Source organism: Streptomyces sp. NPDC002790 (assembly GCF_040295505.1).
GTDB lineage: Bacteria > Actinomycetota > Actinomycetes > Streptomycetales > Streptomycetaceae > Streptomyces.
In genome coordinates this window covers 19,645-44,543 of the sequence record NZ_JBEOVM010000005.1, presented here as the reverse complement: position 1 = coordinate 44,543, position 24,899 = coordinate 19,645, and the positions used below count along the sequence as shown (strand labels likewise).

Below are 24,899 nucleotides of genomic sequence, written 5' to 3'. Positions count from 1 at the left end.
TGCGGCGCCGACCATCAGCGTGGAGGCCGGGGGCTCCGTCGAGTTTTTCAATGTGGAACACACCGGGCGCCACTCCTGCACCCGTGCACGGAAAACGCACAAGGACTCTTGGCGAACAGCCTGTTGTCGGGTACAAACACCTCCGTAATATGGCGGAAACACGCCCATCGGAGACGCCATGCTCAGTGACAGCACGGAGCGGGACCAGACCATCGCGCGAGCGCGCCTGCAGTTCCTCACGCATGCGGAGCCGCCTGCGCAGATCGTGCCCGAGGGCATCCGCAATTCCTGGCAGCGGTCCAAGTACCTGGGGGTCGGCACGGACGAGGTGGTCGTCCCCTACCAGCCGGACTACGACCGGGAGAGCCGGCTGGTCCGCGCCGCCGCGCCCGTCCTCGATCGGCTGGAGCAGGCGCTGGCGGGTTCGGACGCCTCGGTGATCGTGACGGACCGCAAGGGCTGGGTTCGGGACCGTCGCGTCGGGGAGAAGCGGCTCTCGACGCACCTGGACCGGGTTCATCTGGCCCCCGGCTTCAACTACGCCGAACAGTTCGTCGGTACGAACGGCATCGGGGTCGCCCTGGAGGAGCGCAGGCCCAACGTGGTCCTCGGTACCGAACACTTCAACGAGCGCCTCCAGGGCGTCTCCTGCGCCGCCGCCCCGATCCGCAACTCGGTCACCGGACGGGTCGAGGGAGCCATGAACCTGACGTGCTGGAACGGCCCGGCGCGCATGCTCATGGCGGCCCTGGTGCAGGAGGCCGCCGGTGACATCGAGCGCGTCATGTACGAGTTCAGCAGCTCGCACCAGCGTGCTCTGCTGGAGGCGTTCCAGCAGGTGAGCCACTACGGTGACCGGCCGGTGCTCTGTCTCGGCCAGGATCTCGTGCTCGCCAACTCCGCGGCCTCCGCCCGCCTCACGGGCGACGACCACCGGCTGCTGCACGAGGCCGCCGCCGAGCTGGGGCACGCGCCGCGCGCCCGCACGCAGGTGCAACTCACAGGCGGGGAGACCGTCCTGATGCGCTGCCGCCAGGTCGACAGCTCGGCGGGCGCCGCCGGGTATCTACTGGAGTTGGCCTTCGCGGAGCTCCCCTCGGGCGGGCACCCGCCCCGTTCCGGCTCCCGTACGCGGACGGAGCAGGACGCGAGCAGGCCGTGGCCGCTGCCGGGCCTGGCGGGGACGGACCCGGCGTGGAACACCGTCTCCCGCACGGCGAGCCGCTGCGCCCGCGAGCGGACACCGCTCCTGCTCCACGGCGAGGCCGGAACGGGCAAGTCGGCGCTGGTCGGTGCCGCGCACGCGCTGACCGGGGCGGCATCGGCCCCCGTCGTCGTGGATGCCGAGGCAGCCGGGGGCGTACTGCCCACCGCACTGCGCGAGGCACCCGCTGAGGCGGGCCGCGCCCTGGTCCTGCGGAACGTGGACGCCGTGGCCCCCGAGCAGGGAGCCGCCGTCGCCCAGGCGCTGGAGGCAGCGGCTGCGCAGGGCACCTGGATCGTGGGCACGCTGCGCCAGGCCCAAGGCGTACCCGAGCCACTGAGGCGCTGTTTCGTCGAGGCGGCGGCCGTTCCCGCTCTGCGGCACCGCCTCGCGGATCTTCCCGCCCTGGCGGACTGTCTGCTGCGGCGCGTCGGCGCGGACGTCGAGTGCGCACCGGAGGTGCTGCCGCTGCTGCGCCGGCACGACTGGCCCGGCAACATCCGCCAGCTGGACGCCACCCTGCGGGAGGCCGCGTCGGGCCGCCGTACGTACCGGATCGAACTCGGCGACCTGCCGCCGTCCCTGCACAGCGCGGGCGGCCGGTCGCTCAGCGCCTGGGAGGCCTCCGAGCGCGACACCCTGGTCCAGGCCCTGCTGGCGGCGGACGGCAACAAGTTGCTGGCGGCGCAGCGGCTCGGCATCTCCCGTACGACGATCTACCGGAAGATGCGGGCCTACGGGATCACGCTTCCCGCGCGCGGCTGAGTCGCCTACGCGCGTCGCCGGGTCTCAGCCGCCGCGCCTGACCCGCGCCGCCTTCCGGGCCTCCGCGAGCTTGCGGGCCTCGTTGGTCTTGCGGGAGCCCCGGCCGCCCGAGCCGGAGCCCGAGCCGGAGGCGGTGGTGGAGCCGCTCTTCGGGTCCTTGGTGCTGCCCAGGCCGCGGAACGGGGCGTTCTGGTTCTTGGGGCGCTGGGCGGGGCCGCCGTCGAGGGGCCTGCCGGAGGGGGCCTTGGCGCCGGTGATGCGGCTCAGCTCCGCCTCGCCGGACCGCACCTTGGTGACCTTCGCGCGGACGTCGGCGTCCGCCATGACCTGGCTCGTCTCGCGGCGCTGGCCCGACAGGACCAGCGAAACGACGGTGCCGGAGCGGCCGGCGCGGGCGGTGCGTCCGGCGCGATGGAGGTAGTCCTTGGGCTCGGTCGCCGGGTCGACGTTGACCACGAGGTCGAGGTCGTCGATGTCCAGGCCGCGTGCGGCGACGTTCGTCGCCACCAGCGCGGTGATCTCGCCCTTCTTGAACTGGGCCAGGGTCCGGGTGCGCTGCGGCTGGGCCTTGCCGCTGTGCAGGGCGGCGGCGGCCACTCCGCTGGCCCGCAGATGCTTGGTGAGCTGGTCGACGCCGTGCTTGGTGTCGAGGAACAGCAGGACGCGGCCGTCGCGGGCGGCGATCTCGGTGGCGACGGACCACCGGTCCGGGCCGTGCACGACGAGGAGGTGGTGCTCGATCGTGGTGACCGCGCTGGAGGCGGGGTCCACGGAGTGCTCGGCCGGGTCGCGCAGGTAGCGCCGCACCAGCTGGTCGACGTCGCCGTCGAGGGTGGCGGAGAACAGCATCCGCTGCCCGTCGGGTCGCACAAGGTCAAGGATTTCGGTGACCTGCGGCAGAAAGCCCATGTCGCACATCTGGTCGGCCTCGTCCAAGACCGTGATGGCGACCCGGCCGAGGCGGCAGCCCTTGCGTTCGATCAGGTCGTGCAGCCGGCCGGGCGTGGCGACGACGACCTCGGCGCCGTCCCGCAGCGCGGCGGACTGCCGACCGATGGACACGCCGCCCACCACGGTCGCGAGCCGCAGCCGCAGCGCCTCGGCGTACGGCGTGAGCGCCTCGCTGACCTGCTGCGCCAGCTCCCGGGTGGGCACCAGCACGAGGGCGAGGGGCTCCTTGGGCTGTGCGCGCCGCCCGGCGATCCGGGAGAGCAGTGCCAGGCCGAAGGCGAGGGTCTTGCCGGAGCCGGTGCGGCCCCGGCCGAGGACGTCCCGCCCCGCGAGCGCGTTCGGCAGTGCCGCGGCCTGGATGGGGAAGGGCTTCGTCACACCGTGCTCGGCGAGCGTGCGCAGCACCGCGGCCGGCAGATCGAGGTCCGCGAAGGACGTCACGGGGGCGGTACCCGGCGCGTCGTCCTGCTGCCGGGCACCGTCGGCACGTGCTGATTCGCTCACAGAGAGCCTTCCTGGCGAAGGGTGGGACCGTACCGAGGAAGGCGCGGCGGGGTCGCGGCGGCCGAGCGGCGGCGCCCATCGGGACACCGGCACAGCTGCGCTGCAAACGCTCAACGCTAGCACGGAACGCATGGCGGGCTTCACCTCACCCGCTGACGCATCTACACTCCCCCGGTTCAACTCCGGTACCTACTTGCCGAGTTGAAGAGGTGCAGTGTGCACCTTGCGGATAGGGTCGCCGAAAGGTGGGTGGGACACGACGGGGGGATCGCGGTGGATCACCTGACTGAAGCGGGGCCGGGGCGTGGCCATCGTGGCGGGACCACTCCCGAGCCTCCTGAGGTGCTGCCCGGCGCGCTGCGCGCCTGGCTCGGGCTGGTCGCGGCGCTCTCCGCGCTCGTGGTCGTCACCATCGGGGTCATGTACGCGGGGCACAGCGCGTCCGGCCGGGTGGACCGGTGGTTCGTGCTGCCGACGGACGACAGTGTCCAGCCGCCGTGGCGGGGCGTCGCCCTGGCCGTCGACTTCCTGGGGGAACCCGTCGGCGCGGCGGTGCTGGTCGCCGCCGCCGTGGTGTGGTGTCTGCTACTGCGCCGTCCGCGCGCGGCCGTGCTGATGGTGGCAGCCGTCGCGCTGACCGTGGGGACGGGGACGGTCATCAAGTCCGTGGTGGGGCGCACCATCCACGGTCCGGGGAACCTGTCCTATCCGAGCGGGCACACGGCCTTCCTCACCGCGCTCGCCCTGGTGGTGGCGCTGGTCGCGGTCGGGCGGCTCGGGCTCGGCAGAGCGGCCGGTGCGGCGCTCGTGTTCGGTGCGGGGCTGGCCGCCGGCGCCGTCATGGGGTGGGCGGAGGTCGCGCTGAGCGCGCACTATCCGACGGACGCGGTCGGCGGCTGGTGCACCGCGCTCGCGGTGGTGCCCGCGACCGCGTGGCTGGTCGACCGCGTGGCGGACGCCGGCCGACCAGCTCGCCGCTGACATCACACCAATCGGTCACACCAGGCGGCGGAACACCGGCTTCACCGGCCGACCGGCCAGCCACGGTGTCGGGTCACCGGCGTCGACCGCCTTCCGGTAGACCGCGCACGCCTCGGCCACCACGTCGACGGTGCGGTCGATGTCGCCGTCGCCGAGTGCGCTGCTCACCACGAACGACGGGGCGAGGACGCCGCCCATCAGCAGTCGGCGCAGGAACAGGGTCCGGTACTCCTGCGAAGGCTGCCCGTTCTCGTCGAGCGTGGCGAAGACCAGGTTGCTGGCCCGGCCGCGGACGAGGACATGTTCGCCGACGCCCATGCTCGACGCCGCCTCGCGCACCCCTGCGGCCAGCCGCTCGCCCAGGGTGTGCAGGCGCGCGGAGATGCCCTCCTCCACGTAGGTGCTCTGGACAGCCATCGCCGCCGCCAAGCAGTGGGTCTCCGCGCCGTGTGTCGTGGAGAGCAGGAAGACCCGCTCTCCGGAGTGGCGCAGCCCGCCGTACTCCATCAGCTCCCGGCGCCCGGCCAGCGCCGAGACGGCGAACCCGTTGCCCAGTGCCTTGCCGAACGTGGAGAGGTCGGGCACGACGCCGTACAGGCCCTGGGCGCCCGCCTCCGACCAGCGCAGACCGGTGATCATCTCGTCGAAGATCAGTACGCAGCCGTGCCGGTCCGCGAGGTCGCGCAGCCCTTCGAGGTAGCCGGGCGGAGGTTCGCGGTGGGCGGCGGGTTCGAGGATCAGGCAGGCGACGTCGTCCGCGTACCGGGTGAGGAGTGCCTCCGTGGCGGCGAGGTCCCCGTACGGGAAGGACACGGTGAGGTCGGTCGTCGACGCCGGGATGCCCGCCGGCATGGGTGTGGTGCCGATGAACCAGTCGTCGGTGGAGAAGAACGGGTGGTCGGCGCAGATGGCGACCCGCCCGCGCCCCGTGACGGCGCGCGCCAGGCGCACCGCGGCGGTGGTGACGTCGGAGCCGTTCTTCGCGAACTTCACCATGTCGGCGGTCGGCACGGTCGCCAGGAAGCGCTCGGCGGCCTGGACCTCCACGATGGACGGCCGCACGAAGTTGCTGCCGCGGTCGATCTCGCGCCGCACCGCCTCGTTCACGCGCGGGTGGGCGTGGCCGAGGCTGACCGAGCGGAGGCCGGAACCGTATTCGATGTAGCGGTTGCCGTCGATGTCCCACACATGGGCGCCGCGTCCGTGGCTGATGACCGGGGCGAGGTGCTCGGGGTACTGGTCGTCACCCTTGGCATAAGTGTGCGCGCCGCCGGGGATCATGGCGTGCAGCCGCTCGTTCGCCGAGCGCGACCGGGGCAGTTGGAACTCTTCGCTGTCAGGCGTGTTGGACATGGTTGCGTTGTTCTCGGTGGGCACGCCGGCCTCAACTCCCCTTCCGCTTGAGGACGTCGGCGAGGCTCGGCGCCTCCCGGTCCCGCTTGGACATCGAGGTGACCGGCAGCGGCCACGGAATGGCGAGCTCCGGGTCGTCGAAGGCGATCGTCACGTCCTCGGTCGGGTCGTGCGGGCGGTCGATGCGGTACGAGGTGTCGGCGGTCTCGGTCAGCGCCTGGAATCCGTGCGCACACCCCGCCGGGATGTAGAGCGTCACCTGTGTGTCGCCGGACAGCTCGAACGTGGCGCGGTTGCGGTACGTCGACGAGTCCGGCCGCAGGTCCACGACGACGTCGAAGATCTTCCCGTACGAGCAGCGCACCAACTTGGCCTCGCCGTCGCCGGCGCGCAGGTGCATGCCGCGCAGTACGCCGCGGACCGAACGGGACACGCTGTCCTGGATGAAGGCATGCGGGTCGAGGCCGACCGAGCGGAGTACGTCGGCGTCGAAGGTGCGGCAGAAGAAGCCGCGTTCGTCGGCGTGCGGCGTGGGTTCGAGCAGGAACGCCCCGGCGATCTCCGGGACTTCGGTCAGTTTCATCGATTCCCCCGAGGTGCACGTTCCGGGCCGGTGGCCGGGAACAGGGTGGCGGTCAACGCGTTGAACTGGTGGGTGAGTTGTTGTGCTGCGGCCTCATTGCGTTCCGCGAGCGTCTTTCGCAGTTCCGCGGCGTGCTTCTCCAACTCCCGGAATTGTTCGAGGAGTCGGTCGGCGTCGACCTCGCGCGCCGGGTGGCAGTAGGCCCCGAGGCCCATCCGCTCCATGAGCGCGTCGCTCTTCGCCGCGTAGGTGAGGGCGAGGGTGGGTGTGCCGGACTTCAGGGCGCAGATCAGGTTGTGGTAGCGGGTCGCGATGACGGTGTCGGCGGCCGCCGTCTCCTTCATCAGGTCGGCGAGGGAGGCCGTCTCGGCGGCGGTGACCAGCGGCGATTCGACCGCGGCGAGGATCGCTTCGACCACCGACGCGTCGCAGTCGTCCCCGATGAGCAGCCTGACCCGCCTGCCGTCCTCGACGAGTGCCCGGACGATCCGGGTCGTCCCGTCGAGGTAGCGCCGGTGGATCTCCTCGGCCCGCGCACGGTCGTCGTTGCCGCCGTGGAAGTCCATGCCGCCGACGCAGACCGTGCCCTCGGCCGCCGTCGCCGCGGGTGTCGGCAGGGCGAACGCGAGGTCCGGGTAGACCGCGTCGCGCGCGGTGTTCACGCCCATCGCCCGCATCGCGTCGCGGGACCCGGCGTCGCGGTACGAGCGGTAGGCGGCGAGCCGCGCCGACCAGCGGACCAGGGCCCGGGTCGGCCGGACCTTGATCTCGGCGGCGCCGACGCTGACCAGCGCGACCTTCGTGCCGAACAGTCGGCCGCTCGCGCAGAGCAGGAACAGCGAGTATGGGAAGCCCCACGGCCGCAGCGGCAGCGTGGCCTCCAGGACGCCCATGCCCGGCACGATCACCACGTCGTGCCGGCGCACCCAGGCGGCGGTGCGGACGATGTCGACGAGTTTGCCGAGGCCCTTGGTGGCCGCCGCGCCCGCGCGCGACGCGGTCCGGTACTCGCCGCGGTTCCAGTGCAGCCGCGTCGCGGGGATCCCGTACCGGGCGGTGACGACGTCGGGTCCGCCGCACAGCGCGTCCACGGGCGCGTCCGGATGCTCGGCGCGGAGGTAGCCGAGGACGGCCTCCAGTGAGCCGTCGTTGCCGAGGTTGCCGGAGCCGAGCAGGCCGAACACCCCGACGCGTACGGGGGTCATGGCTGCTTCCCCGTCCGGCCCGCGACGAGGTCGTCGACGGAGACGTCGAGCTGGGAGGGGTCGACCGGCGCCCGGTCCTCGACCCGCTCCCCCGCGCCCGGCCTGGCGCGGCTGGTCGCCCAGGCCGCCAAGTGCCGGTAGCACTCCGCCCGTTCGGCCGAGGAGAGCGGCGCCCGCCGGATCGCGGAGACGAAGCCCAGGACGTACTCGGCGAGCAGCCGGGGGGTGGGGTGCAGTGGTCCGGCCCTGCGCGGGTCGAGGTTGACGCTGCGGGAGCGCTTGGCGGGGTTGGCCCGTTCGGCGCGGGTGGGGTGGTCGCGGCGGAAGTACAGCAGCTCGGGGACCTGGTAGAAGGGGCCGTGCAGGCCGATCTCGGCGACGAAGGTGCGGTCGGCGTGGTGGTAGCTGTCGTGCGGCTTCACCTTGCGCAGTACATCGGCCCGGATGACGCCGTAGAAGTCGTCGCCGCCGGGCTCGAACAGCATGCTGCGGAAGCGTTCGGGCGCGCGCGGCGAGTCGGTGTTGAGCGTGTACGCGTAGGGGACCTTGACCTTGCCGTCCTCGTCGATGACGGCCTGATCGGCGTGCGCGAGGATGACGTCGGGGTGCTCGTCGAGCGCCAGGACGCAGCGGCGCAGCAGGTCGCGGGCGTACAGGTCGTCGTGCGATGCCCATTTGAAGAGTTCGCCGTGGCACTGGGTGAACACGTAGTTGTGGTTCGGCGCGGCGCCGATGTTGCGGGGCAGCCGGATGTAGCGGATGCGCGCGTCCTGCTCCGTGTACCGGCGGCAGATCGCCTCGGTCCCGTCGGTCGAGGCGTTGTCGGTGATGACCAGCTCGAAGTCCTCGTAGGTCTGGCCGAGCAGCGCGTCGAGGGACTCGGCCAGGTACTCCTCGCCGTTGTAGACGGGCAGGCCGATACTCAGTCGGGGGTGGGCGGTCATGTGCTCCTCGCTTCGGGTGTGGGGTTGTGGTGGTGCTCGCGCAAGGCGTGCCGCAGGTGCAGCCACCACACGGCGGAGCCGGTGACGGTCGCGGCGGCGACACCCCAGGCGGAGCCGACCGTGCCGCCCGCGGCCGCGCCGCCGAGCCCGCCGCCGACGTAGCAGGCGGAGGCGAACAGTTGGGAGCGCAGGCTGAGCCGGGCCGCGCCGAGCGCGCGCAGTCCGGCGGCGGCGCCGGTGCCGAGCCCCGCGCCCGCGACGCCGAGGGTGACCGGCACGATGAGCTGCGAGGCGGCGTTCCACACGTCGCCGAGCAGCAACTCGCCCGCCCGGTCCGGGACCAGGAGCAGCGCGCCGCCCCACAGCAGCGCAGCGACGGCCTGCCCGCCGCCGAGCAGCAGGCAGAACCTGCCGAGCTTGTGCGGCGCCCGGCGCAGCACGCGGGCCGCCTCGGCGACGGTGACCAGCGAGAGCCCCATCAGGACGGCCATGAACGGGCCGAGCAGTAGTTCGGCGCCGCGGACCACGCCGACCGCGCCGACGCCGACGATCACGCCGAGCCCGTAGGCCCGCAGTTGACTGCCGCCGCTGTTGCTGACGTTCTCGACGAGGTAGCGGGTGCCGAGGTCGCGGTGCTCGCGCAGCCACGCGCGCGCTTCGGTGAGCCGGGGCCGGATGCCGGACTGGAAGCAGCCGTACGCGGCGGCGACCGCGGCGGATCCGCCCCAGGCGAGCACGAAGGCGGGCACGCCGCCCACGCGGGCCGCCACCACCAGGGCGGGCACCAGCGCGACGCACCACACGATGTCGTTGACGAACGCCTTACGCCCGGTGCCCGCGGCGAAGAACGCGAACCGCCAGGAGTCCTGAAAGAGCAGTCCTGGCAGGACGACGCCGAGGCAGGCGAAGGCGGCGCCCAGCCGGCCGCCGAGGGCGAGGCCGAACACCAGGGCCGCCGCTCCGAGGGCGATCCCGACGCCGAGCGCGGTGCCCGAGGCCCGGGCCACCGCCCCGCGCCAGGCCGCCTCCGGCACCGCGCTGAAGCGCACCATGAGCGGGTCGGTGCCCAGGCCGCGGGAGACGTTGAGCACCACGCCGTACGTCACCCAGGCCAGGCTGAACACGCCGAACGCGGTCACGCCCAGCGAGCGCGCCACGTAGACGCCCACCGCGAAGTTGGACACGCTGGAGGCCGCCTGGTCGGCGAGGCCCCAGGACAGCCGGCCGGCGAGGGCGCGCCTGGTGGAAGTCTTCGCCTGCTTCTCCTCTCCGGTGGTCGTCGACGTCATGCCTTGACCAGCCCCGCGGCGCCCAGGGCGTCGGCCGCGTCGGCGACCGTGGCGAACGGCAGCCCGGACCGCTCGGCGATGTCGAGCAGAGTGTGCTCGCCGTCGGAGAGGTTGAGCACCCACAGCATCGCCATCTGGGCCTGCTTGGTGTCACTGCGCCCGCCGAGCGCGTCGTACAGCCCACGCCGCCCCAACTGGGGCTCCCCGTAAGGGCTTTGGTTGAGATAGCGCCGGTTGCGGTCCAGGACGGCGAACGCCTCGCGGCATACGGCGAGGGTGTCCGCCATCGCCTCCGGGGAGACGAAGTCCAGGTTGTCCGCGGAGGTGTGGTACTCGGGGTATCCGGCGTACGGGGTGCGGGTCAGCGAGCCCACGCCGAGGTCGAATCCGGGCGAGCAGTACTGCCGCTCGTCGTATCCGTAGGGCGTGAACTCCTTTGTTTCGTGCCGGCGTTGTGATGCCGACAGCGTGTGCGCCATCACACGGTCGATCTCGGCGTCGCCGCGCCTGCTCCGCTTGTACGTCAGTGAGCCCCGGTCCCCCGCACAGGCCAGCACGAGCCCGTGCTTGACCTGGCCCACCCGCTCCTTGTTGCGGGCGAGCCAGGTGATCGCGCCGATGGTGCCGGGCGCGAAGATGAACCGGTAGGTGTAGTACGGCTGGTGTTCCGCCAGCGCGCGGGCGAGGTACGTCGCCACCGCGATGCCGGCCAGGTTGTCGTTGGCGAGCGACGGGTGGCACACGTGACAAGAGACGATCACCTCGTCGGGGACCTGGCCCGGTACGACGTGCTCGGCGTAGGTGAGGTGGCCGTCCTCCAGGGTGGAGTCGACGCACACCTCGTAGTCACCGTCGGGCAGCGCGTCCAGGGTCTCCTGGGCGAGGCAGAACCCCCAGTCCGGCTTGTAGTAACTGGTGCGGTACGGCACCAGGTTCGGCTGGTCCGGCAGCGTGTGCAGGTGCGCGCGCAGCTCGGACAGCGGCAGCGTCGCCGACACCGGGACGCTGTAGCCGAGTACGTGCAGGCTGGACTCGGCGAAGTCGACGACCCGCTTTCCGGACGCGTCGGCGACGTACGCGTCGCGGATGTTCCACTCCTGCGGCACCGTCCAGTCGAGGACCTGGGTTCCGGTGGGCACCTCGTGCACGTCGAGGGGGATGTACTCGCCGACGATGGCCAGGGTGGCGCGCACACCATCGCCGGTGATGCTTCGGCAGAGCGGGTACATCCGCTCCACCAGCTCGTACATCTCCTGGCCTGTCGTGGTCATGGGCGCCACCGCAGGGTGTCGTCGACGGAGCCGGCCTCGGACGCCGCGCGCAGTACGGCGAGGCGGGTGAAGCGGTTGTCGAAGCCGTCCTTGGTGAGGCCGAACTTCCGGTAGGCATCGGCGAGTTCGAGCGCTCCGCGCAGAACCGTCCACTCGCAGTCGAAGCCGGGGATCGCGGCGCGGAAGCGGGCGAAGTCCACCCGGTAGGAGCGCGGGTCGGCTCCGTTCTCCCCGGTGATCCGCACCTTCGCGCCGGTGACCGCCTCGGCGACCTGCTCGGCGATTTTGGCGACCGTGACGTTGTTGGTCTCGCTGCCGATGTTGAACGCCCGGTCGTGGACCGCCTCGCGGGGCGCGGTCAGCGCGGCCGTGAAGGCGCGGGCGATGTCGGCGGCGTGCACCAGCGGTCGCCACGGCGTGCCGTCGGAGAGGACGAGGACCTCACCGGAGAGCAGTGCGTGGCCCACGAGGTTGTTCAGGACGATGTCGGCGCGCAGCCGCGGCGAGTAGCCGAAGGCGGTGGCGTTGCGCATGTACACCGGCGTGAAGTCGTCGTCGGCGAGCGCGTGCAGGTCGTCCTCCACCCGCACCTTGGACTCGGCGTAGGGCGTGACGGGGCGCAACGGGGCTTCCTCGCCGACGAGTTCGTCGCCGCCGGCCGCGCCGTACACCGAGCACGTGGAGGCGTAGAGGAAGCGCTTGACCCCGGCCTCGCGGGCGAGGCGGGCAAGGTTGACGGAGGCGTGGTGGTTGATGTCGTAGGTGAGTTCCGGTGCGAGGGAGCCGAGCGGGTCGTTGGAGAGCGCGGCGAGGTGGATCACGGCGTCCACCCCTGCCACGTGCTCGGCGGTGACGTCGCGCAGGTCGACGCGGTGCCCTTGCGGGTCGTCGGGTGTCGGGCCGAGGACGCAGTCGGCGAACAGGCCGGAGTCGAGGCCGACGACGTCGTGTCCGGCGGCCCGCAGGACCGGGGCCATCACGGTGCCCAGGTAGCCCTGGTGTCCGGTCAGTAGTACGCGCAAGGTTCAATCCCCCAGAGTGAGAGCGCCCGGTGCGGGAGCGCCCAGGTCGAGCGTGAATTTGGTGACGGCGAACGCTTCGGCGTAGCGCTCCTGGCATTCGATGCCGCGGATCCGGGCGAGGCCGAGGAAGGCCTCGCGGTCGTACCAGGGACGGTGCCGCTGCGAGGCGTAGTGCTCTTGGAGCAGCCGCACCTTCTCCTCGGCGATCTCCGGTGCCAGCGGCTGGTAGGCCGACATCCGGCCGAGGTCGCCGTCCCACTTGACGATCTCGTAGCCGAGTACGAGGTGGTCGCGGAAGGCGGTGGGGATCAGCTGGGCGAGGCCGCGGTGGTCCTGGTGCGCGTCGTCCGCGCGCGGGGCGAGGACGAGGTCCGGGTCGCACTGCAGGCGCAGTTCCTCGACGGCGGACTTGGCCTCCTCCCAGTGCGCGGGCAGCCGGCCGTCGGGGAGCTTGTGCACGGTGAGGCGCAGGTCGGCGTCCGGGCAGAAGGCGGCGAGCGCGGCCCGCTCCTCCTGCTCGCGGTCGGTGCCGCTGCCGGTGAGCACCAGCGCGTCGACGCGCAGTCCGGGGCGCGCCCGGCAGAGCGCGAGGAGGGTGCCGCCCGCGCCGATGGCGATGTCGTCGCAGTGGGCGCCCACCGCGACGATCCGGTCCGGGCGGCCGGCTGCGAGCCGGATCACACGCTCACCCCCGCGCCGTCCCGCTCCCAGACTGCCCACGGGCGGTCACCGCGCGCGTAGCCGGCGTCGAGCGCGGCCCGTTCCTTGACGGTGTCGGTGGGCTTCCAGAAGCCGCGGTGCTGGTGCGCCACGAGGCGTCCCCGCTTGGCGAGTTGGGCGCAGCCGTCGGCGACCAGGTCCCCGTTCTCCGGTATGTGGTCGAAGACCTCCTGGCGGAGCACGAAGTAGCCGCCGTTCTCCCACAGCGGCATGTCGCTGACCGCGGTGATGCCGCCGACCATGCCGTCCTCGCCGAGGTCCACGCAGTGGAACGAGGACTGCGGCGGGACCACCATCATCGACGCGCCCGCGTCGCGCTGCGCGAACCGGTCGACCATCTCGTCCAGCGGGGCGTCGGTGAGCACGTCGGCGTAGTTGGCGAGGAACATCTCGTCGCCGTCGAGGTGGTGGCGCACCCGACGAAGGCGCTCCCCGATCGGTGACTCGATGCCGGTCTGCGCGAACGTGATCGTCCAGTCGGCGATGTCGTTCGACAGCAGCTCCGTCTGCCCCTTGCGCAGCACGAAGTCGTTGGACGTCGTCTCCTCGTAGTTGAGGAAGAAGTTCTTGATGTGGTGCGCCCCGTAGCCGAGGCACAGGATGAACTCCTTGTGCCCGTAGTGCGCGTAGTAGCGCATGACGTGCCAGATCAGGGGCCTGGGACCGACCATCGCCATGGGCTTGGGCACGTCGTCGGTGGCGCCGCTGCGCATCCGCATCCCGTAGCCGCCGCAGAACAGAACGACCTTCATGCTGCACTCTCTTTCACGACGAGCACCTCGACAACGCTCAGTTCCGGGATGGGGAAGACGAGTCGGCCACCCCATTCACCGACGTACGACAGTTGTTCGGTCAGCTCGGTCCGCAGGTTCCACGGGAGGACCAGGACGTAGTCCGGCTTGTCCTCGGCGATCCGCTCGGGCGGCAGGATCGGGATGCGGGTGCCCGGGGTGAACCGGCCGTGCTTGTAGGGGTTGCGGTCGACCGTGTAGGCGAGCAGGTCGGGGCGGATGCCGCAGTGGTTGAGCAGCGTGTTGCCCTTGCCCGGAGCGCCGTAGCCGACGACCGTCTTACCCGCCTCGGCCGCGGTGACGAGGAACTTCAGGAGGTCGCGGCGGACCTTGGCGACCCGGGCGGAGAACTCGGTGTACCCGGACAGCTCCTGGAGCCCGGCCGCCTTCTCCCGGGCCAGCACGTCGGCGACGCGCTGCGAGGGCTCGCCCGCCACCTCGGCGGGCCGCGCCCACAGCCGGATCGAGCCGCCGTGGGTGGGCAGCAACTCGACGTCCACGAGGGCGAGTCCGCCGCTGGCGAGCGCGGGGATCGCGGAGGCGACCGTGTAGTACTGGAAGTGCTCGTGGTAGATCGTGTCGTACTGGTTCTCCTCGATCAGGGTCAGCAGGTGCTGCACCTCGATGGAGACCCAGCCGTCGTCCGCGACCAGGGCGCGCAGGCCCTGCGTGAAGCCGACGACGTCCGGGATGTGCGCGTACACGTTGTTGGCCGCGACCAGGTTCGCCGGGCCGTGCTCGGCGCGGACGGCCGCTCCGGTCTCCGGGCTCAGGAACTCGGTGAGCGTGGGCACGCCCCCGCCGCGCGCCACCGCGCCGACGTTGACCGACGGCTCGATACCCAGGCAGCGGATCCCCCGGTCCACCACGTGCTTGAGCAGGTAGCCGTCGTTGCTCGCGACCTCGACCACGAAGGCGTCGGGGCCGAGGCCCGCGCGCTCCATCGCGTCGGCGACGTACGTACGCGCGTGCTCCACCCAGGACGTGGAGAACGAGGAGAAGTACGCATACTCCTTGAACGTCTCCTCCGGCGTGATCAGCGGCGGGATCTGCGCCAGCCAGCAGTCGGTGCAGACCCGCAGGTGCAGCGGGAACGCGGGCTCCGGCGCGTCCAGTTGGCCCGCGGCGAGAAAGCTTTCGCACGGCGGTGTCGCGCCCAGATCGACGACGCTCGCGAGCGTCGCCGAGCCGCAGAGTCGGCACTGTGTCATTTACTGCCCCCCATTGATTCCGTCCCCCATGTGTTGCCTTGTTCCGACCGGCCCGCGATCGCGGATCGGTACTCCTCTTGCAGGCGCGCGAGGCCGACGGCCGGGCTGAAGCCCTGCTCGTAGCGGCGCCGGGCCGCGCGGCCCATCTCCCGGTTGGCGGCCGGTTCGGCCGTGATGCCGCGCAGGCAGGACGCGAGCGAGGTGCGCTCGCCCGGCCGGTGCAGCAGCCCGGTCTCCCCGTCCGCGACGAGTTCGACGAAGGCGCCGTGACCGGCGGCGACGGCCGGGACACCGGCCGCCATCGCCTCCGCGACCACCAGGCCGAACGTCTCCGGGGCCAGCGAGGGCGCCACCACGGCGACCGACCGGGCGATGGCCTTGCGGACCTCGTCCGGGTCGAGCAGGCCGACGTAGCGCACGTCGTCCCGGCCCCGCGCCCAGGCGGACACCTCCCGCTCCAGCGGTCCCGAGCCGGCCATCACCAGCGGCACTCCCACCCCGCCCTGCGCGGCGACCATGTCCCAGGCGGCCATGAGCACCCGCACGCCCTTGGCCTCCGCGAGGCGGCCGAGGTAGAGCAGTTGCTCACCGTCCCCGTCCCTGCCGACTCCCGGGTCCGGTACGAAGTTGTGCTTCACGGTCAGCAGCTCGGCCGGCATGCCGGAGCGCACCAGGACGTCGCGCTGCGCCGCGGAGATGCAGAAGAACCGGTCGACGCCCGACCACCACCGCTGCCGGTTGACGGACAGGTTGATCGCAAGCGGCACCGTCGCGAGGCGCGAACCCCGGTAGCAGCCGTGCCGGACCGCGGGCAGCGGCAGCTTCGAGCCGACACAGTCGCTGCACAGCCGGCCGTCCCGCTGCAACGTGCCGGGCGGACACACCTGGTAGTAGTTGTGGAGCGTGGCGACGGCGGGCACCCCGGCGTCCGCGCAGGCGGCGAGGACCGCGGGCGACAGCAGCGGGAACACGTTGTGGACGTGCACCACGTCGGGGCGGTCCGCACGGAGCTTGGCGGCCAACTCCCTGCGGACGGCCGGGTTCCACGGCACGAGCAGCGGCACCGCGACCTTGCCGAGCAGCGACCGGTCGGCGATGTCGTCGCTGCGCCGCTCGAACACCTCGACGCGGTGGCCGGCCGCGCGCAGCAGCCCCACCTCCTCGTCGACGACCCGGTTCTCGCCGCTCGGCTGACCCGAGGAGTAGTAGTTGTGCACCACCAGAATGTGCATGGTCAGCTCACCTCCCGTTCCCGGGCCCAGCGCGGGATACGTCGTCGGGGCTCCGTGGGCGTCGGAAGCGCTGTGGTCCCGGTGGGCGCGGCCAACAGCGTGGCGGCCAGGGCCAGATGCAGCAGATAGGGCGAGGCGTCGCCCAGGCCTGCCTCGGTGTACGACGAGAGGACGACGTACGTGATCAGGAAGATCGCGCAGGCCCGTTGCAGCGACGGTGGCCGCAGCAGGGCGACGGCCCCGAGGACGAGGAGGACGGACGCGACGAGGGTGACACCGATCAGGCCCTGTTCGTTGTAGACGGCCAGCCAGCTGTTGTCGATCGGCAGCCCGCCGAACGACTTGTCGCCGAGGCCGGTGCCGAAGAACTGCTCGGCGCCGGTCCTGGGCGCCGCGAGGAGCGCGTCCCAGACCTTGGCCCGGCCGGTGAGGCTGGTGAAGTACTCCTTGTTCTGGCCGCGCAGGAACCACGCCTGGACCGCGCCGGCGAAGCCCACCCCGGCCACCGTCACCACCACCACCGACCATCCGAAGAAGCGGCGGGCGGCGGCGCTGGTCAGCAGCAGCGAGCAGATCGCGACCGCGAGCCCCGCGAGCAGGCCGACCGTGGCCGTCCGGGTGTGGGTGAGCGCGAGCAGCACGAGGCACGGGACGATGACCATCGCCGCGCTCGCCCTGTCGATCCGGCGGCCGACGAGGAGCAGCACGGTGAGTCCGATGATCACCGCCGTGTACTGGCCGATCTGCGGCGGCGTGAGCGGCCACAGCGCGCCGACGAGCCGTCCGCCGTACAGCTCGGGCATGGCGGCGCCCGGGGAGACGGCCAGGCCCGCGACCACCGTCACCAGGATCCCGAAGTACATCCGGATGTGGTAGCGGACGAAGGTCAGGCTGCCGTCCCACCAGCAGCTCAGCAGCCACAGGGTGCCGATGAACAGGGCGAGTCGGCAGCAGCGGAACAGTCCGCCGGGGCCGATCCCCAGGCTGGAGATCACGCTGGGCACGAGCAGCAGCGTCAGCAGGAACACGAAGGCGCTGGGCCGGATCCGCAGGCGCGTGTTGAGCGCGAGCGCCAGTGCGAAGGCGGCGACCAGCGAGCCCATGGTGACCAGCTGGATGACGGAGCGCGGCAGCGGGATGATGGTCTTCGCTCCCGCGGAGCCCATCGTGTTGATGCCGAGCAGCAGCCAGACGATGCCGACGGCCTTCGGTGTGGCGAGCCTGTTCCGTGTGGCGAGCCTCTCCCCTTCCGCCATCTCAGCCACCTGCCTTTCGGCCGAAGGTGCTGCCGGCGTCCTGCTTGTACGGCGCGTCCTGCCAGTCCCCGCGGTCGACGACCCGGCTCATGTCCTCGACGACGAAGGTCCACGGCCCGCGGTAGACGTTGTCGTGCCAGCGGTTGTCCTGCTTTCGGGCGATCGCCTTCGCGACCCGCGTGTCCTTGTAGGGCGACCACTTCGGGTACGTGCCGTAGAGGGACAGGACGCCCATGCGACCGCACCTGTTGTCCGTGCACTTGACGACGGAGGTGTCGAGGAGGAAGCGGTTGTCGTGGATGTCGACCCGCTGGGTCTTCCACCGGCAGTCGTCGTAGAGCGGCGCCTTCGCGATCGCCGGCTGGACGCAGCGCTTGACGTCCTTCACCAGCAGCGTGCACTCACCGGTCGAGGTGTTGGCCGGGCTGTTGCAGAACCGGTTGGCGTTCTCCCACAGGGTGATGCCGTTCCAGTTGTTCTCCATCAGGTTCCGGTAGATCTCGAGCTTGTCGGTGCGGGCCTTGACCCGTGGTTCGCCGCCCGCCTCGGAGATGTAGATGGTCCCGTACGGGAAGCTGTCGCCGCGCTCGGCCGGTTTGCCGCCGCTGATCCAGTTGTTGCGCCGGATCGTGTTGTTCCGGATGACCGCGTTGTAGCTGGTCTCGTACATCACGGCGGCGCCGTCGTTCTCCTCGATCAGGTTGTTCTCGATGAGGAAGTCGTTGTTGTTGTTGTCGGCCCACACCCCGACGCCGCGGTTGTCGTGCACCCAGTTACCGCGGATGTCGGCGCTCTTGACGGCCCAGAACTTCATGCCCGCGGTGCAGCCGCAGCCGGGCTGCTTCTTCTCCCAGTCGTCGGTGTTGTTGCCGACGACCTCGTTGTCCTCGATCACGAGGCCGCGGGCCGTGTCGCCCTCCTTGTAGCCGTTCACTCCGTACTGCCCGTTGTCGCGCAGGCAGTTGGAGCGGATCTTCTGGTGGGAGCCGGTCATCATTCCGGCGCCCGCGTTGCGCTGGATCGTCGAGTGCTCGATCACCCAGCCGTCGGCCGAACCGGGGTTGACGACGCCCTCGTTCTGCTGCGGGACGAAGCGCTCCACCGTCAGATGGCTGATGACGACGCCGTCGGCATGGCCGCCGAAGGCGTACTGGTTGACCTTGCGGCCGTCGAGCACCGCGCCGGGCGCGCCGATGTAGCGGTTCCCCTTCTTGGGGATGACCTGGGCGTAGCGCGCCGACTCGAGCCGGTGCTTGCCGGGACGCAGCCAGAACGTGGTGCCCGCCGGGTGGCTCTTGGTCTGTTCGGTCAGGTCGTTGACCTTCTTGGGGTCGACCGTGACCGCGCCCTTCGGCGCCTTCTTCGGCCCGCCCGACGGTTTGTCGCAGACGCGGGCCACGGCCGTCCGTGCTCCCTGCCTGGACGGCGAGGCGGACGCCTTCGCCCCGGCGTCCGACGAGCTCGTACAGCCCGTCGCCGCCAGCAGGACGAGCGTCAGCGGTGCCGCCGGCCACGCCAGGTGCCGCCACTTGATTCCCACGTCTCCCCTCCCCTCCTAGCCCAGGAACCTGAGCACGGTGGTGAACTCCCCCGCGCCGTCGGCGGATCCGCTGCCGATCAGCGTGGTGGCGGGTTCCTTGCGCCCGAAGCCGGCCGAGTACCAGCCGAGTGGCGGCTCGACCTCGCCGCGGTGCGCCCGCCAGGACAGCCTCTCGGGCAGCGCGAGTTCGGCGGAGCGGTCCTCGCCGTCCCGCGTCCAGGTCAGCAGGGCCCGGTCACCCGACAGCTCTGCGGTGACCTCCGGTCCGAGGTGGAACGCGAGGCGCAGGTCGCGGCGCGGCCCGGTCACCTCGTCGACGACCGTCAACGCCTCGCCCACCGTGTCCAGTTCGACGCGGCGGCGGTGCATCGAGGGCCCATAGCCGTCGTGTTCGGCGCGCCAACGGTCCGCGCCCGCCTCCAGGACCTGGGTGCGGGCATGCCGGACCCACAGGAACGGGCCGCCGGACTCGGACTGGTCCGTGCCGTCGAGCTCCAGGGTGTTGTGGCCGATGGTCGACCGGAAGGAGCTCCGCCAGTCGGGCTGGCCGTGGTAGCAGTACGTCCCCGGGTCGGCGAGCACGTCGACCCCGTCGTGCCGGACCTCCACGGACAGCGCGTCCGCGTGGGCGTGCGCGGCGATGGACAGGAAGCCGTGCGGTCCGCCGTCGCAGCGGCACCAGATCTCGCCCGCCGCCCCCTGCCCGCGCAGGATGGTGAGCCCCGCGTCCGCGAAGTGCGCGGGCCGGCTCGCCGGGCGCCGTACGACGGGTGCGGGGGGCTTGATCAGCGCGGCGAGCAGCGGTGTCCGTACATCGGTGGAGGGCACTTGCGGCCACCAGTCGAGCCGACCGAACACGGCGGCCCCGGTGGCGAGCAGCGAGCCCCAGCGGTCGGTCCCCACGCCGTCCACCATCAGACCGTGGCCGTCGTCCGCGTCCCCCTGGCGGGGCGGCCGCAGCCGGTTGTCCACGACGGCCGCGAGCGCGTCGGTCATCCGCAGCAGCACGATCCGTACGGTCGGCGGCAGCGGCACCCCGGCCGCGTCGGCCTCGGCGACCGCCGCCAGACCCAACTCCAGGACGAGGCCGTGGTATTCGGTGGCCAGTTCGCGATTGAGGCCGGAGTGGAAGGTGTTGCTCCGCAGGTGCCGCTCCAGCGACTTCAGCGCGCCCGACCGCCAACGCGCCGACGACGGGAACCAGTTGAACGCGCAGGACGCCGCGAACTGTCCGGCGGCCTCGGCGATGACGTGGTTGTTCGCCGACGAGCCCCGGCTGGGAAAGGCGGCGAGCCAGCGCTGGTGGTGCCAGATCTGGTGCACCGCCACCGGGTTGTCCTCGAACAGGTCGAAGACGCCGGGCCAGCCGTCGAGCAGCCGGCGGATCCACACCCAGGAGAGCAGCCGGATGCCCAGCTCGATGCCACTGATCCAGTGCACGCCGCGCAGCGGCGGGTTGGCCGCCCACCACGAGCGCAGGTGCTCGGCCACACGCTCGGCGTACCGGTCGTCGCCGGTGACCGCGTAGGCGGCGGCGAGTTGCGTCAGGTACTGGTGCCGGGACGGCTCCCAGATCTGCTTGATGTCGCCGACCACGTCCTCGTCGCGGTACGGCACGCCGAAGGCGTAGCCGAACGGGGCCCGGCGGCCGGTCTTCGGGTCGTGCCACCAGTCCGGGTCGACCATGTCGTCGCGGACCACGCCGAAGAACTCGGCGTGCCCGTACATCAGCCGGTCCGCCTCCGCGACGAGCCGCTTCGCGGCGTCCGGCGGCACCGCGGCGAGCGCCCCTGCGGGCAGCACCGAGGTGAACCGGGCGCCGGTCACGCGCGGCGGAGTGGGCCGCGCCGAGCGCCAGCGCCGCCTGCGTGCTGTGTCGACCGCCCGGCCCGCGACCTCCTGCGGCCCCATCCGGGACAGCCGCCGCAGGTACCAGCCCGCACTCATCGTCATCGCGGCCCCGCCAACGTGACGGGCACGCCGCCGGCCAGGCCCGCCTGCACGGCGAGGGTGGCCGCGGTGGTGGCGACGAGCGACTCCAGCGGCACGGGCATCGGGCCGCCGGTCCGCACGGCCTTGATGAACGAGGCCAGTTCGGCGTTCTGGCCCTTGTCCCGGGCCTTGGGCAGCCGCGAGCTGACCCATCGCTTACTCCCGAACACTGACGCGCGTACGAAGTCGTCGAGCCGCAGCGCCCTGCCGTCCGCGACCAGGTCGAGCGTCTCCTTCGGGAAGGCGGCCGGCCCTGTGGTGACGTAGGCGATGGTGGCGGTGGAGCCGTCCGGGTAGCGCAGGACGACCTGGAGGTCCTCATCGCCGGACGTGGCGGTCACGTACACCGAGACCGGGTCGGCATCCAGCAGCCAGCTCGCCGTGTCGATGAAGTGGCCGCCCTCGCCGACGAACCGGGAGCCCTCGGTGCCCTGCCGGAGGTACCAGCTGCCGTGGTCGAGGCGGCCCGCGTTGACCAGGTAGCGCAGGTGCGCCGGTCCGTTGCGGGCGCCGAAGCGCTGCTTGGCCTCGCGCAGCAGCGGCGAGAAGCGGCGGTTGAAGCCCACCTGGAGGCGGTCGTTGCCGGACTCCTCCACCGCCGCGAGGACACTCGCCAGCTCGTCCTCATCGAGCGCGAGGGGCTTCTCCACGAACACGGTCTTGCCCGCGAGCAGGGCCTGCCGGGTCAGGTCCGCGTGCGAGCTGTGCCGGGTGACCACGAACACCGCGTCGATGGACTTGTCGCCGAGCACGGCGTCGAGGTCGGTGGTCGCATCGGCGAAGCCGAACTTGCGCTGCGCGTTGGCCGCGGACAGCGCCGTCGTCGTGACGACGGTCGCCAGCTCGACACCCTCGCGTCCCGTCAGGTGCGGCAGCAGCATCGACGTCGCGTAATTGCCGGCGCCGACGAACGCGAGGCGCACCGGCGTCCTGGCGGCGCGTGCGAACCCCGGCTTGACGCTCACCGCGGGCACCGTCACCTCGGGCGCCTCGACCTCCACCGTCTGCTCCGGGTAGCGAAACAGCGCGGTGATCGCCTTGAGTTCGCCGTCCTTCAGGCGCTGGTACGTCTCGACGGCGTCGTCGAAGTCGGCGACGTGGGTGATCAGCGGCTCCACGTCCACCCTGCCGCGCGCGAGTAGCTCGAGGAAGCACGCCAGGTTGCGGCGCTCGGTCCAGCGCACGTAGCCGATCGGGTAGTCGCGCCCCTCCAGCTCGTACGACGGGTCGTAGCGACCCGGCCCGTACGACCGGGAGAACCGGACGTCGAGTTCCTTCTCGTAGTACGCGTTCCAGGGCAGGTCGAGGCGGCACTTGCCGATGTCGACGACGCGGCCGCGGTCCCGGCACAGCTTGGCGGCCAGCTCGACGGGGCCGTTGCTGGAGCCGCCGGCCGCCAGATACACCTGGTCCACGCCGTGGCCGTCGGTCAGTTCGGCCACGGCCGCCACCACAGCGGCGGACTCCGGGTCCCCGCAGGTCTCGGCGCCCCGCCCCTCGGCGAGTTCGCAGCGCGACGGGTCGGGGTCGACGCCGACGACGCGGACACCCGCGGCGGCGAGGAGCTGCACGACCAGCTGGCCGATCAGGCCGAGGCCGATGACGAGGGCCGACTCGCCGAGCTGCGGCTCGCCCTGGCGGACGCCCTGGAGGGCGATCGAGCCGACGGTGCCGAAGGCGGCGTGCCGCGGCGCGAGGCCGTCCGGCACGCGCGCGTAGAGGTTCTTCGGCACCCAGTTGAGCTCGGCGTGCAGCGCGTGCTCGTTGCCGGCGCAGGCCACGAGGTCGCCGACCTTCACGTCGTCGACGCCCGCGCCGACCTGCTCGACGGTGCCGCACAGCGAGTAGCCGAGCGGCGTGTAGGAGTCGAGCTTGCCCATCACCTTGCGGTAGGTGGCGGGCACGCCGTTGGTGGCCACGCTCTGCATGACCTTCGCCACCTGGTCGGGGCGCGAGCGGGCCTTGCCCAGCATCGACATGCCGGCCTCGGACACCTTCATCAGCTCGGTCCCGGTGGAGATCAGCGAGTAGCCGGTGCGCACGAGCACGCCGCCGGGCTTGCACCCGGGCACCGGCACGTCGAGCACCGCCAACTCGCCGCTCTTGTAGTTCTGAACAACTTGCTTCACGCGAACTCCTCTGAATTCCTCATCCGTTGACCGAAGTGCTCTTGTCGGACCCAGAGGTCGCGTCGCGATACCAGTACTCGAGGGTCAGTACGTGCCACAGGTGCTTGGAGTGGTCGCTCTGCCCGGCGGCGTCCTCGGCGGCGAGCCGTTGCAGCGCGTCGCGGCGCAGGAACCCGGAGCGGACCAGCACCCCGTCGTTGATCACCTCGCGCACGAGGGGTGCCAGGTCCCGGCTCATCCAGGCCCGCAGCGGGGCGCTGAACAGGCCCTTGGGCCGGTGGACGATCTCCTTGGGCAGGATCGAGGTGGCCGCCTCTTTGAGCACGGCCTTGCCCTGCCGTCCGACGATCTTGCGGTCGCCGGGGAAGGCGAACGCCGCCTTGACCACCTCGACGTCGACGTAGGGGACGCGCACCTCGGTCGACGCCGCCATGCTGGAGCGGTCCGTGTACGTGAGGTTGAGGCCCGGCAGGAACATCCGGGCGTCGGCCAGGCACATGCGGTTCACGAAGTCGTCGAGGTCGTTGTCCTCGTAGACGTCCGCGTGCTCTGTCAGCACGTCGTCGACCGCCGGTGCCAGGTCCGGGTTGAGCAGCGCGAGCAGCTCCTGCTGGTCGTACATGGTGTAGCTGCGCCGGAACGCGGTCTCCTCCGGCAGCTCGGCGAAGGACAGGAACCGCTTGGCGAAGCGCACCGATCGCAGGCCGCGCCGGGACGTGGCGACCGGCAGCCGGTCCACGGCCGCGGTTACGCCGCGCCGCAGCGGCCGGGGCACCCGCTGGTAGCGCAGCGCGATCAGGTTGGCCAGGTGCTTGCGGTATCCGGCGAACAGTTCGTCGGCGCCCATCCCCGATAGCATCACCTTGACTCCGGCCTCGCGGGCGGCCTGGCAGATCAGGTACGTGTTGATGGCGGCGGGGTCGCCGATCGGCTCGTCCAGGGAGTGCGTCATCTGCGGGAGCAGATCCAGGACGTTCGGCGCGATCTCGATCTCGTGCAGGTCGACGCCGAAGCGCTGGGCGACCTGCCGGGCGTAGCGCAGATCGTCCGGCATCGCCTCGAACTTGGCGTCCTCGGCGCGGAATCCGATCGTGTAGGCGGAGATCCCCGGCTGTTGGCGGGCCGCGATGGCGGTCAGATAGCTGGAGTCGAGGCCGCCGGAGAGGAAGGTCGCCACGGGCACGTCGGACATGAGGTGTCGCTTGGTCGACTCCTCGACAATGGCGGCCAGGTCGGGCGTCTCACCGGCGCGGGCCCGGTCGCGGCCCTCGGTGGCGACGTCCTTCAGGTTCCAGTACCGGCCGCGCTGCACCTGCCCGTCGGGCCGGAATCCGATCCAGCTGCCCGGCGGGAGCTTCTCCGCCTCGCGGTACGCGCAGCGCGAGTCCGGCACCCAGTAGTAGAGCAGCGAGGCGACCAGCGCCGTGTGGTCCACCTCCAGCCTTCCGCCGGTGGCGGTGGCGAGCGCCTTGAGCTCGGAGGCGAACACCAGGCCTCCGCCGCGCCGCAGCAGGAACAGCGGCTTGATGCCCAACTGGTCTCGGGCGAGCACCAGTTCACCGGTGCGCTCGTCGAAGATCCCGAACGCGAACATGCCGCGAAGGCGGGGCAGGCAGTCCGTGCCCCAGCGTCGCCAGGCCTCCAGGAGCACTTCGGTGTCGGAGGTGCCGCGGAAGCGCGCCCCGCCGGCCTCCAGTTCGGCGCGCAGTTCGGGTGCGTTGTACAGCTCGCCGTTGTAGGTCAGGGCGAGGCCGTCCGAGACCATCGGCTGGGCGCCGGTCTCGGACAGGTCGATGATGGAAAGTCGGCGGTGCCCGAGCTGCACTTCGCCGTCACCGACGGGGTGGCCGTAGCGGCCGGCCCCGTCGGGACCGCGGTGGGCGAGGGTGTCGGTGAGCCGGTCGGTCACGACCTTCCCGTCCGGCCACCGATAGGTGCCTGCGATGCCACACATGT

At 71.6% G+C, this 24,899-nt stretch carries 19 protein-coding genes; 2 read left to right on the top strand and 17 right to left on the bottom strand.

What is annotated here, in order from left to right:
- Positions 1–178: 178 nt before the first annotated feature.
- Entirely contained in the window at positions 179–1,969 is a 1,791-nt protein-coding gene (locus tag ABT004_RS04730; protein ID WP_351331395.1) for a sigma-54-dependent Fis family transcriptional regulator, read from the top strand.
- A gap of 24 nt (positions 1,970–1,993) precedes the next feature.
- Here the strand turns inward: ABT004_RS04730 and ABT004_RS04725 are convergent, their stop codons facing one another.
- A complete protein-coding gene (locus tag ABT004_RS04725; RefSeq protein ID WP_351331394.1) occupies positions 1,994–3,424 on the bottom strand; it encodes a DEAD/DEAH box helicase in 1,431 nt (476 codons plus the stop codon).
- Positions 3,425–3,706: 282 nt separating this feature from the next.
- On the opposite strand from ABT004_RS04725, the gene ABT004_RS04720 reads away from it, so the two are divergent.
- Positions 3,707–4,405, top strand: a complete 699-nt coding sequence (locus ABT004_RS04720) for a phosphatase PAP2 family protein (protein ID WP_451187739.1) — start codon at positions 3,707–3,709, stop codon at positions 4,403–4,405.
- A gap of 15 nt (positions 4,406–4,420) precedes the next feature.
- Here the strand turns inward: ABT004_RS04720 and ABT004_RS04715 are convergent, their stop codons facing one another.
- From ABT004_RS04715 to asnB, 16 genes are read right to left on the bottom strand one after another with little or no spacing between them, the layout of a single operon-like run.
- Complete coding sequence (locus tag ABT004_RS04715; protein WP_351331393.1) at positions 4,421–5,758, bottom strand: glutamate-1-semialdehyde 2,1-aminomutase; 1,338 nt, start codon at positions 5,756–5,758, stop codon at positions 4,421–4,423.
- A 31-nt stretch (positions 5,759–5,789) separates the two neighbouring features.
- A complete protein-coding gene (locus ABT004_RS04710) occupies positions 5,790–6,341 on the bottom strand; it encodes a dTDP-4-dehydrorhamnose 3,5-epimerase family protein (protein WP_351331392.1) in 552 nt (183 codons plus the stop codon).
- Positions 6,338–7,546: a polysaccharide pyruvyl transferase family protein gene (locus ABT004_RS04705; RefSeq protein ID WP_351331391.1), complete on the bottom strand. Its 1,209-nt coding sequence runs from the start codon at positions 7,544–7,546 to the stop codon at positions 6,338–6,340. Before ABT004_RS04705 ends, ABT004_RS04710 begins: the two co-directional genes overlap by 4 nt.
- Positions 7,543–8,490: a glycosyltransferase family 2 protein gene (locus tag ABT004_RS04700; protein ID WP_351331390.1), complete on the bottom strand. Its 948-nt coding sequence runs from the start codon at positions 8,488–8,490 to the stop codon at positions 7,543–7,545. Before ABT004_RS04700 ends, ABT004_RS04705 begins: the two co-directional genes overlap by 4 nt.
- A complete protein-coding gene (locus ABT004_RS04695) occupies positions 8,487–9,779 on the bottom strand; it encodes an MATE family efflux transporter (protein WP_351331389.1) in 1,293 nt (430 codons plus the stop codon). Before ABT004_RS04695 ends, ABT004_RS04700 begins: the two co-directional genes overlap by 4 nt.
- Entirely contained in the window at positions 9,776–11,059 is a 1,284-nt protein-coding gene (locus ABT004_RS04690) for a DUF4910 domain-containing protein (protein WP_351331388.1), read from the bottom strand. The genes ABT004_RS04695 and ABT004_RS04690 overlap by 4 nt, the downstream gene beginning before the upstream one ends.
- Positions 11,047–12,072 carry an NAD-dependent epimerase/dehydratase family protein gene (locus ABT004_RS04685; RefSeq protein WP_351331387.1) on the bottom strand — a complete coding sequence of 342 codons (1,026 nt, stop codon included), beginning with the start codon at positions 12,070–12,072 and terminating at the stop codon, positions 11,047–11,049. Before ABT004_RS04685 ends, ABT004_RS04690 begins: the two co-directional genes overlap by 13 nt.
- A gap of 3 nt (positions 12,073–12,075) precedes the next feature.
- A complete protein-coding gene (locus tag ABT004_RS04680; RefSeq protein ID WP_351331386.1) occupies positions 12,076–12,753 on the bottom strand; it encodes a PIG-L deacetylase family protein in 678 nt (225 codons plus the stop codon).
- Complete coding sequence (locus tag ABT004_RS04675) at positions 12,750–13,544, bottom strand: sugar phosphate nucleotidyltransferase (RefSeq protein ID WP_351331385.1); 795 nt, start codon at positions 13,542–13,544, stop codon at positions 12,750–12,752. The genes ABT004_RS04680 and ABT004_RS04675 overlap by 4 nt, the downstream gene beginning before the upstream one ends.
- A complete protein-coding gene (locus ABT004_RS04670; protein ID WP_351331384.1) occupies positions 13,541–14,794 on the bottom strand; it encodes a class I SAM-dependent methyltransferase in 1,254 nt (417 codons plus the stop codon). The genes ABT004_RS04675 and ABT004_RS04670 overlap by 4 nt, the downstream gene beginning before the upstream one ends.
- Complete coding sequence (locus tag ABT004_RS04665) at positions 14,791–16,026, bottom strand: glycosyltransferase (RefSeq protein WP_351331383.1); 1,236 nt, start codon at positions 16,024–16,026, stop codon at positions 14,791–14,793. The genes ABT004_RS04670 and ABT004_RS04665 overlap by 4 nt, the downstream gene beginning before the upstream one ends.
- 2 nt (positions 16,027–16,028) lie before the next feature.
- Positions 16,029–17,282 carry an O-antigen ligase family protein gene (locus tag ABT004_RS04660; RefSeq protein WP_351331382.1) on the bottom strand — a complete coding sequence of 418 codons (1,254 nt, stop codon included), beginning with the start codon at positions 17,280–17,282 and terminating at the stop codon, positions 16,029–16,031.
- A 1-nt stretch (position 17,283) separates the two neighbouring features.
- Entirely contained in the window at positions 17,284–18,822 is a 1,539-nt protein-coding gene (locus ABT004_RS04655; RefSeq protein ID WP_351331381.1) for a right-handed parallel beta-helix repeat-containing protein, read from the bottom strand.
- Between the two features lie 15 nt (positions 18,823–18,837).
- The gene (locus tag ABT004_RS04650) at positions 18,838–20,775 is read right to left on the bottom strand and encodes a heparinase II/III family protein (RefSeq protein WP_351331380.1); all 1,938 of its coding nucleotides are present in this window, start codon (positions 20,773–20,775) and stop codon (positions 18,838–18,840) included.
- Positions 20,772–22,943, bottom strand: a complete 2,172-nt coding sequence (locus tag ABT004_RS04645) for a bi-domain-containing oxidoreductase (protein ID WP_351331379.1) — start codon at positions 22,941–22,943, stop codon at positions 20,772–20,774. The genes ABT004_RS04650 and ABT004_RS04645 overlap by 4 nt, the downstream gene beginning before the upstream one ends.
- Before the next feature lie 19 nt (positions 22,944–22,962).
- The gene (gene asnB / locus ABT004_RS04640) at positions 22,963–24,897 is read right to left on the bottom strand and encodes an asparagine synthase (glutamine-hydrolyzing) (RefSeq protein WP_351331378.1); all 1,935 of its coding nucleotides are present in this window, start codon (positions 24,895–24,897) and stop codon (positions 22,963–22,965) included.
- Positions 24,898–24,899: the final 2 nt, after the last annotated feature.